Annotated in this window: 12 protein-coding genes; 10 read left to right on the forward strand and 2 right to left on the reverse strand. The window is 46.1% G+C overall.

Annotated features, from left to right (window positions below; all coding sequences use genetic code 11):
- Positions 1 to 4 precede the first annotated feature (4 nt).
- From rpsE to rplQ, 10 genes are all read left to right on the forward strand, one after another.
- The gene (gene rpsE, locus ACXAH1_RS22470; RefSeq protein WP_054017613.1) at positions 5 to 511 is read left to right on the forward strand and encodes a 30S ribosomal protein S5; all 507 of its coding nucleotides are present in this window, start codon (positions 5 to 7) and stop codon (positions 509 to 511) included.
- Between the two features lie 6 nt (positions 512 to 517).
- Positions 518 to 697 (forward strand): 50S ribosomal protein L30, encoded by a 180-nt coding sequence (gene rpmD, locus ACXAH1_RS22475; protein ID WP_010378276.1) that lies wholly within the window; start codon positions 518 to 520, stop codon positions 695 to 697.
- A 4-nt stretch (positions 698 to 701) separates the two neighbouring features.
- Entirely contained in the window at positions 702 to 1,136 is a 435-nt protein-coding gene (gene rplO, locus ACXAH1_RS22480; protein WP_054017612.1) for a 50S ribosomal protein L15, read from the forward strand.
- Positions 1,137 to 1,147: 11 nt separating this feature from the next.
- Positions 1,148 to 2,476: a preprotein translocase subunit SecY gene (gene secY, locus ACXAH1_RS22485; RefSeq protein ID WP_046006901.1), complete on the forward strand. Its 1,329-nt coding sequence runs from the start codon at positions 1,148 to 1,150 to the stop codon at positions 2,474 to 2,476.
- Positions 2,477 to 2,498: 22 nt separating this feature from the next.
- The gene (gene rpmJ, locus ACXAH1_RS22490) at positions 2,499 to 2,612 is read left to right on the forward strand and encodes a 50S ribosomal protein L36 (RefSeq protein ID WP_002959476.1); all 114 of its coding nucleotides are present in this window, start codon (positions 2,499 to 2,501) and stop codon (positions 2,610 to 2,612) included.
- A 129-nt stretch (positions 2,613 to 2,741) separates the two neighbouring features.
- Positions 2,742 to 3,098 carry a 30S ribosomal protein S13 gene (rpsM, locus tag ACXAH1_RS22495; RefSeq protein WP_010386936.1) on the forward strand — a complete coding sequence of 119 codons (357 nt, stop codon included), beginning with the start codon at positions 2,742 to 2,744 and terminating at the stop codon, positions 3,096 to 3,098.
- Positions 3,099 to 3,111: 13 nt separating this feature from the next.
- A complete protein-coding gene (gene rpsK, locus ACXAH1_RS22500) occupies positions 3,112 to 3,498 on the forward strand; it encodes a 30S ribosomal protein S11 (RefSeq protein ID WP_010386935.1) in 387 nt (128 codons plus the stop codon).
- Positions 3,499 to 3,520: 22 nt separating this feature from the next.
- Positions 3,521 to 4,141 (forward strand): 30S ribosomal protein S4, encoded by a 621-nt coding sequence (gene rpsD, locus ACXAH1_RS22505; RefSeq protein ID WP_046006900.1) that lies wholly within the window; start codon positions 3,521 to 3,523, stop codon positions 4,139 to 4,141.
- Between the two features lie 24 nt (positions 4,142 to 4,165).
- Positions 4,166 to 5,152 (forward strand): DNA-directed RNA polymerase subunit alpha, encoded by a 987-nt coding sequence (locus ACXAH1_RS22510; RefSeq protein ID WP_010386933.1) that lies wholly within the window; start codon positions 4,166 to 4,168, stop codon positions 5,150 to 5,152.
- Between the two features lie 39 nt (positions 5,153 to 5,191).
- Positions 5,192 to 5,593: a 50S ribosomal protein L17 gene (gene rplQ, locus ACXAH1_RS22515; protein WP_010386932.1), complete on the forward strand. Its 402-nt coding sequence runs from the start codon at positions 5,192 to 5,194 to the stop codon at positions 5,591 to 5,593.
- Between the two features lie 89 nt (positions 5,594 to 5,682).
- Here rplQ and ACXAH1_RS22520 read toward each other — a convergent pair whose 3' ends face one another.
- Together ACXAH1_RS22520 and ACXAH1_RS22525 are read right to left on the reverse strand one after the other, a co-directional pair.
- Entirely contained in the window at positions 5,683 to 6,285 is a 603-nt protein-coding gene (locus ACXAH1_RS22520) for an outer membrane beta-barrel protein (RefSeq protein WP_475199815.1), read from the reverse strand.
- A 16-nt stretch (positions 6,286 to 6,301) separates the two neighbouring features.
- A partial coding sequence (locus ACXAH1_RS22525) for a hypothetical protein (protein WP_475199816.1) occupies positions 6,302 to 6,498 on the reverse strand: 197 nt, incomplete at its 5' end.

Here is a 6,498-nt window from a genome sequence, read left to right on the forward strand (position 1 = left end):
GACAATGGCTAACGTAGAAGCAAAAGCACAACAGCCTGAATTGGCTGAAAAGCTAATCGCGGTAAACCGTGTGTCTAAAGTAGTTAAAGGTGGTCGTATCTTTAGCTTCACAGCACTGACTGTAGTTGGTGACGGCGCAGGTAAAGTAGGTTTCGGTTACGGTAAAGCACGTGAAGTTCCAGCTGCTATTCAAAAAGCAATGGAAAAAGCACGCCGTAACATGATCTCAGTAGACCTTAATGGTCATACTTTGCAGCACCCTATCAAGGGTCGTCATGCTGGTTCTAAAGTATACATGCAGCCTGCATCAGAAGGTACAGGTATCATCGCCGGTGGTGCGATGCGTGCAGTACTAGAAGTTGCTGGTGTACAGAACGTACTTTCAAAAGCATACGGTTCTACTAACCCGATCAACATCGTTCGTGCAACAGTTGCCGCTCTAGAGAACATGAATTCTCCAGAAAGCATTGCTGCTAAACGTGGTCTTAGCGTTGACGAAATTTTGGGGTAAGACACCATGGCAAACACAGTAAAAGTAACTCAAGTACGTAGCTCAATCGGTCGTTTACCGAAGCATAAAGCTACATTACGTGGCCTTGGTTTACGTCGTATCAACCACACTGTTGAGCTAGAAGATACGCCAGCAGTTCGCGGTATGATCAACCAAGTTTCTTACATGGTTAAGGTAGAGGGTTAATTCGATGCATTTGAATACACTTTCACCTGCTGCTGGTGCAAAGACAGCTGGTAAGCGTGTTGGCCGTGGTATCGGTTCTGGTCTTGGTAAGACTGGTGGTCGTGGTCACAAAGGTCAAAAATCACGCTCAGGCGGTAAAGTACGCGTTGGTTTCGAAGGCGGTCAAATGCCTATGCAACGTCGTCTGCCTAAGTTCGGTTTCACTTCTCGCAAATCTCTAGTATCTGCTGAAGTTAACCTATACGAAATCGCTAAAGTTGAAGGCGATGTGGTAGACGTAAACGCGTTACAAGCAGCTGGTATCGTTAAAAAGAACATCCAGTTCGTAAAAGTTGTTAAATCTGGCGAAGTTTCACGCGCAGTTACCGTTAAGGGCATTAAAGTGTCTAAAGGTGCTCGCGAAGCTATCGAAGCTGCCGGAGGCAAGGTAGAAGACTAAGGAAGTACACTATGGCTAAACCAGGTCAAGATATGCAAAGCGCACAGAGTGGGCTAGCGGAACTGAAGCGCCGACTACTGTTTGTATTGGGTGCTATCATTATTTACCGTTTAGGTTCGTTCGTGCCGATCCCTGGGATTGATGCCGCCGTACTTGCCGAATTCTTCGAGCAACAAAAGGGCACCATTGTTGAAATGTTCAACATGTTCAGCGGTGGTGCGCTTGAGCGTGCCTCGGTACTCGCGCTGGGTATTATGCCCTATATCTCAGCTTCAATTATTATGCAGCTATTAACGCATATACATCCTGCGATGATAGAGCTTAAGAAAGAAGGTGAGCAAGGTCGTAAGAAGATCAGTCAGTACACGCGTTATGGTACGCTTGTGCTTGCTACATTCCAGTCTATCGGTATTGCCACTAACCTCCCTAATATGATGGATGGGTTAGTCGTAAATCCTGGTTTCGGTTTCTACTTCACCGCTGTGGTGAGCTTAGTAACCGGTACTATGTTCCTGATGTGGTTGGGCGAACAAATCACAGAGCGCGGTATTGGTAACGGTATCTCGGTTCTGATTTTTGTTGGTATTGTAGCTAACCTGCCGTCTGCAATCGGTTCGACAGCAGAAATGGCGCGTCAAGGTGATCTGAACGTATTAGCTTTGGTTGTGATTGCGGTAATCGTATTCGCTGTAACTTATTTGGTAGTGTTCTTTGAGCGTGGTCAACGTCGTATCGTTGTTAACTACGCAAAACGTCAGCAAGGCCGTCAGGTCTTCGCAGCGCAGAGCACGCATTTACCATTGAAAGTAAATATGGCGGGTGTTATTCCACCAATCTTTGCTAGCAGCATCATTTTGTTCCCTGGTACAATTGCAAGCTGGTTCGGTCAAGGTGAAGGTCCAGTTGCTGACTTCTTACAAGCCGTCTCTGCAGTGTTGACTCCTGGTCAGCCTCTGTATGCGATGGTACTTGCAGCAGCGATTATCTTCTTCTGCTTCTTCTACACTGCGTTGGTATTTAACCCGCGTGAGACAGCAGACAACCTGAAGAAATCTGGCGCATTTATTCCAGGCATTCGCCCAGGTGAGCAGACATCTAAATACATTGATAAAGTAATGACACGCCTGACTTTGGCCGGTGCGTTGTATATTACCTTTATCTGTCTGGTGCCCGAGTTTATGACCATGGCGTGGCAAACGCCGTTCTACTTCGGCGGTACATCAATTTTGATTATCGTTGTGGTTATCATGGACTTTATGGCACAAGTACAGACCCATCTGATGTCTCATCAGTATGATTCTGTGCTGAAAAAAGCGAACCTTAAAGGCTACGGCCGCTAAGGTCTGTTTACGGAGTTGAGTAATGAAAGTACGTGCTTCCGTTAAGAAAATCTGCCGTAACTGTAAAGTTATCAAACGTGCCGGTGTGGTACGCGTGATCTGCAGTGAGCCTAAGCACAAGCAAAGGCAAGGCTAAGAAATCTAGTCGTGCAGGCTAAGTAATCTACTTAGCCTGTTTCATTGGTAAAACCTGAATGTCGGTTGGGTATCCTATACGGGCTTTCCAGCAAGATGATAATCAGGTTTATTTATAGGAGATATGTTAGTGGCCCGTATCGCAGGCATTAACGTTCCTGATCATAAGCATGCTGTTATCGGTTTAACAAGCATCTATGGTGTAGGTAAAACTCGCGCTAAGGCTATCTTAGCTGCGACAGGTATCGCTGAAACTACTAAAATCGGCGATTTAAACGACGAAACTCTTGACATCCTTCGTGAAGAAGTTGGCAAGTACACTGTTGAAGGTGATCTTCGTCGTGAAGTTACACTAAACATCAAGCGTCTTATGGACCTTGGTTGTTTCCGTGGCTTACGTCACCGTCGTTCGCTTCCACTACGTGGTCAGCGTACTAAGACTAACGCGCGTACTCGTAAGGGTCCTCGCAAGCCTATCAAGAAATAAGGTGGGGTAAGTTATGGCAAAAGCACCAATTCGTCGTAAAAAGGTCAAAAAGCAGGTTGTTGACGGCATGGCTCACGTTCATGCATCTTTCAACAACACGATTGTGACCATCACTGACCGTCAAGGCAATGCTCTTTCTTGGGCGACTGCAGGTGGTTCAGGTTTCCGTGGTTCTCGTAAGTCTACTCCTTTCGCTGCACAGGTTGCTGCGGAGCGTGCAGGTACTGCTGCTCAAGAGTACGGTCTTAAGAACCTAGAAGTGTTCATCAAAGGTCCAGGTCCAGGCCGTGAGTCTGCTGTTCGTGCATTGAATGCTGCTGGTTTCCGTATCACAAACATCACTGACGTGACGCCAATCCCACATAATGGTTGTCGTCCACCGAAGAAACGTCGCGTATAATTAATAGGTTAGGAGAAAGAACATGGCAAGATATTTGGGCCCTAAGCTCAAGCTGAGTCGTCGTGAAGGTACTGACCTGTTCCTTAAAAGCGGCGTAAGAGCTATTGACTCTAAGTGTAAACTAGAAACAGCACCTGGTCAGCACGGCGCACGTAAAGGTCGTCTATCTGACTACGGTCTACAGCTACGTGAAAAGCAAAAAGTTCGTCGTATCTACGGTGTACTTGAGAAGCAATTCCGTAACTACTACAAAGAAGCTGCTCGCCTTAAAGGCAACACAGGTGAAAACCTGCTTCAGCTTCTAGAGCAACGTCTGGACAATGTTGTATATCGCATGGGTTTTGCAAGCACACGTGCTGAAGCGCGTCAGCTAGTAAGCCACAAAGCGATTATGGTTAATGGTCGTGTTGTTAATATCCCTTCTTTCGTAGTTACTCCAGAAGACGTGGTAGTAATTCGCGAGAAGTCTAAAAAGCAAGCGCGTATCATCGCTGCTCTAGAGTTGGCTGAGCAACGCGAAAAGCCAACTTGGATTGAAGTTGACGGTTCGAAAATGGAAGGTACTTTCAAGCGCCTACCAGAGCGTTCTGATCTGTCTGCGGACATTAACGAACAACTAATCGTCGAACTTTACTCGAAGTAAAGTTAAGAGTTAAGAGAGGATAAAATGCAGGGTTCTGTAACCGAATTCCTAAAACCAAGATTAGTCGATATCGACGCTGTAAGCTCAACGCGTTCTAAAGTAGTTTTAGAGCCTCTAGAGCGTGGTTTCGGCCACACACTAGGCAATGCTCTACGTCGTATACTTCTTTCATCTATGCCTGGTTGTGCTGTGACAGAAGTTGAAATTGACGGTGTATTGCACGAGTACAGCGCGAAAGAAGGCGTACAAGAAGACATCATTGAAATTCTGTTGAACCTGAAAGGTCTGGCAGTATCTCTAGAAGGTAAAGATGAAGTTTTCCTTACCCTGACTAAGTCTGGTGTAGGCCCTGTGACTGCGGCTGATATCCAGCACGACGGAGACGTGACTATTGCCAACCCTGAGCATGTGATCTGTCACCTTACGGCTGACAATAGTGAGATCAGCATGCGCATTCGCGTTGAGCGTGGTCGCGGTTATGTACCGGCGTCTAGTCGTTTATCCTCTGATGACGATGAGCGTCCAATCGGCCGTTTGCTGCTTGATGCATCATTCAGCCCGGTTGAGCGTATTGCGTACTCGGTTGAGTCAGCTCGTGTTGAGCAACGCACAGACTTAGATAAACTAATCATCGATATGGAAACGAACGGCACTTTGGATCCTGAAGAAGCGATCCGTCGTGCGTCTACTATTCTTGCTGAGCAGCTGGAAGCATTCGTAGACTTACGTGATGTTTCTGAGCCGGAAGAAAAAGAAGAGAAGCCAGAGTTCGATCCTATTCTGCTTCGTCCAGTCGATGACTTAGAGCTAACTGTACGTTCTGCGAACTGTCTGAAAGCCGAGCAAATTCAATATATCGGTGACTTAGTACAGCGTACTGAAGTTGAGCTTCTGAAAACACCAAACCTTGGTAAGAAGTCTCTGACTGAAATTAAAGACGTGCTAGCTTCACGTGGTCTTTCTCTGGGCATGCGCCTGGAAAACTGGCCACCTGCAAGTCTGGCTGAGTAATCTAAGTTACTATATTAGTTTAGTTAGAAGGATAGGGTCATGCGCCATCGTAAGAGTGGTCGTCAATTAAACCGTAACAGCAGCCATCGCAAAGCGATGTTCAGCAACATGGCTGGTTCTTTGGTGAAGCACGAAATCATCAAAACAACTTTGCCTAAAGCGAAAGAGTTGCGCCGTGTAATTGAGCCTTTAATCACACTGGCTAAGACTGACAGCGTAGCAAACCGTCGTTTAGCGTTTGCTCGCACGCGTGATAAAGAAGTAGTTGGTAAATTGTTCTCTGAGATCGGTCCTCGTTTTGCGGATCGTCCAGGTGGTTACACTCGTATTCTGAAGTGTGGCTTCCGTGCAGGTGACAACGCGCCAATGGCTTACATTGAACTACTAGATCGCCCAGTTGCGACCGAAGAAGTTCAAGAAGACGCGCAGTCTGCAGAGTAAGTCTTACTAGTTAAGACACAGAAAAGCCGGGCATTGCCCGGCTTTTCTACGTTTGGTGAAAAGATTATCACCGTTGCGATAGCACCGTCTTAGAAGTTCCAGTGCAACAAAATACCAAAGTGATCCGCATCTACTTTATTTGCACTTGCGAGTTCATTATTTACAGAATAACTGCCGATCTTTGATACTTCATATTCGACCATGCTGTATCTTAACTCGAGGCTGGCATTCCAGTCTTCGAATGTGTACATGCCTGACACAATGAATTTACCTGCACTATCGAACTCGATATCATTGCCAAAATCATTGTCCAGCTCAACAGACGTATCCAGCCCGGCACCAAGACCAAGTTTCACCTGTTCGCTTACTTTGTAATAAGGGATGGCTTCCCAGGTGAAGCGGCTAAATGTAAGATCGCCGTTTTCTGCATCGGCAGAGTCCATGTGTAATGCTGCATTCAGGCGAATATCAAAGTCTTCGTTAAGTGCGTAGTTAAGTCCACCGCCCAGAATGACGCCAGTTCCAGCCTTCACACTGTTGTCACTGTCGTCTTCATAGACCAATGTGCCTAATGTGTCACCACCAGTGGTATATCCAATGGTTGCAGAAAAGGAAAGTGGATTGTTGGTTTCTTCTGATGCAAAAGCGGTTGTAGAGAGTGCAGCTAATACAGCTAAACTGAACTTTTTCATGATTTTCCTATTTTAATTACATAAATCCTGCGAGGATTTTGTACAAAAAGACGGGGTTTGTACAGAAAATGAGGAAATATCTAAGAGGGAAAGGTGAATAAATCAGCTTTTCGTTGTGTTTTTGTCCGAACGCACCGTTTTTCTCACTTTTCTTCAAAAAAGGGGTTGCGCTGGGTTTCGATTTCCCTATAATGCGCATCCACCGACACGGGG

Source organism: Pseudoalteromonas sp. AWH4_217, from assembly GCF_056161105.1.

What these genes read in the sequence shown, in the direction of transcription:
- rpmJ (WP_002959476.1), top strand. Translation starts at nt 2,499, where the DNA reads ATGAAAGTACGTGCTTCCGTTAAGAAAATCTGCCGTAACTGTAAAGTT.
- rplO (WP_054017612.1), top strand. Translation starts at nt 702, where the DNA reads ATGCATTTGAATACACTTTCACCTGCTGCTGGTGCAAAGACAGCTGGT.
- rpsE (WP_054017613.1), top strand. Translation starts at nt 5, where the DNA reads ATGGCTAACGTAGAAGCAAAAGCACAACAGCCTGAATTGGCTGAAAAG.
- ACXAH1_RS22520 (WP_475199815.1), bottom strand. Translation starts at nt 6,285, where the DNA reads ATGAAAAAGTTCAGTTTAGCTGTATTAGCTGCACTCTCTACAACCGCT.
- secY (WP_046006901.1), top strand. Translation starts at nt 1,148, where the DNA reads ATGGCTAAACCAGGTCAAGATATGCAAAGCGCACAGAGTGGGCTAGCG.
- ACXAH1_RS22510 (WP_010386933.1), top strand. Translation starts at nt 4,166, where the DNA reads ATGCAGGGTTCTGTAACCGAATTCCTAAAACCAAGATTAGTCGATATC.
- rpsK (WP_010386935.1), top strand. Translation starts at nt 3,112, where the DNA reads ATGGCAAAAGCACCAATTCGTCGTAAAAAGGTCAAAAAGCAGGTTGTT.
- rpmD (WP_010378276.1), top strand. Translation starts at nt 518, where the DNA reads ATGGCAAACACAGTAAAAGTAACTCAAGTACGTAGCTCAATCGGTCGT.
- rpsD (WP_046006900.1), top strand. Translation starts at nt 3,521, where the DNA reads ATGGCAAGATATTTGGGCCCTAAGCTCAAGCTGAGTCGTCGTGAAGGT.
- rplQ (WP_010386932.1), top strand. Translation starts at nt 5,192, where the DNA reads ATGCGCCATCGTAAGAGTGGTCGTCAATTAAACCGTAACAGCAGCCAT.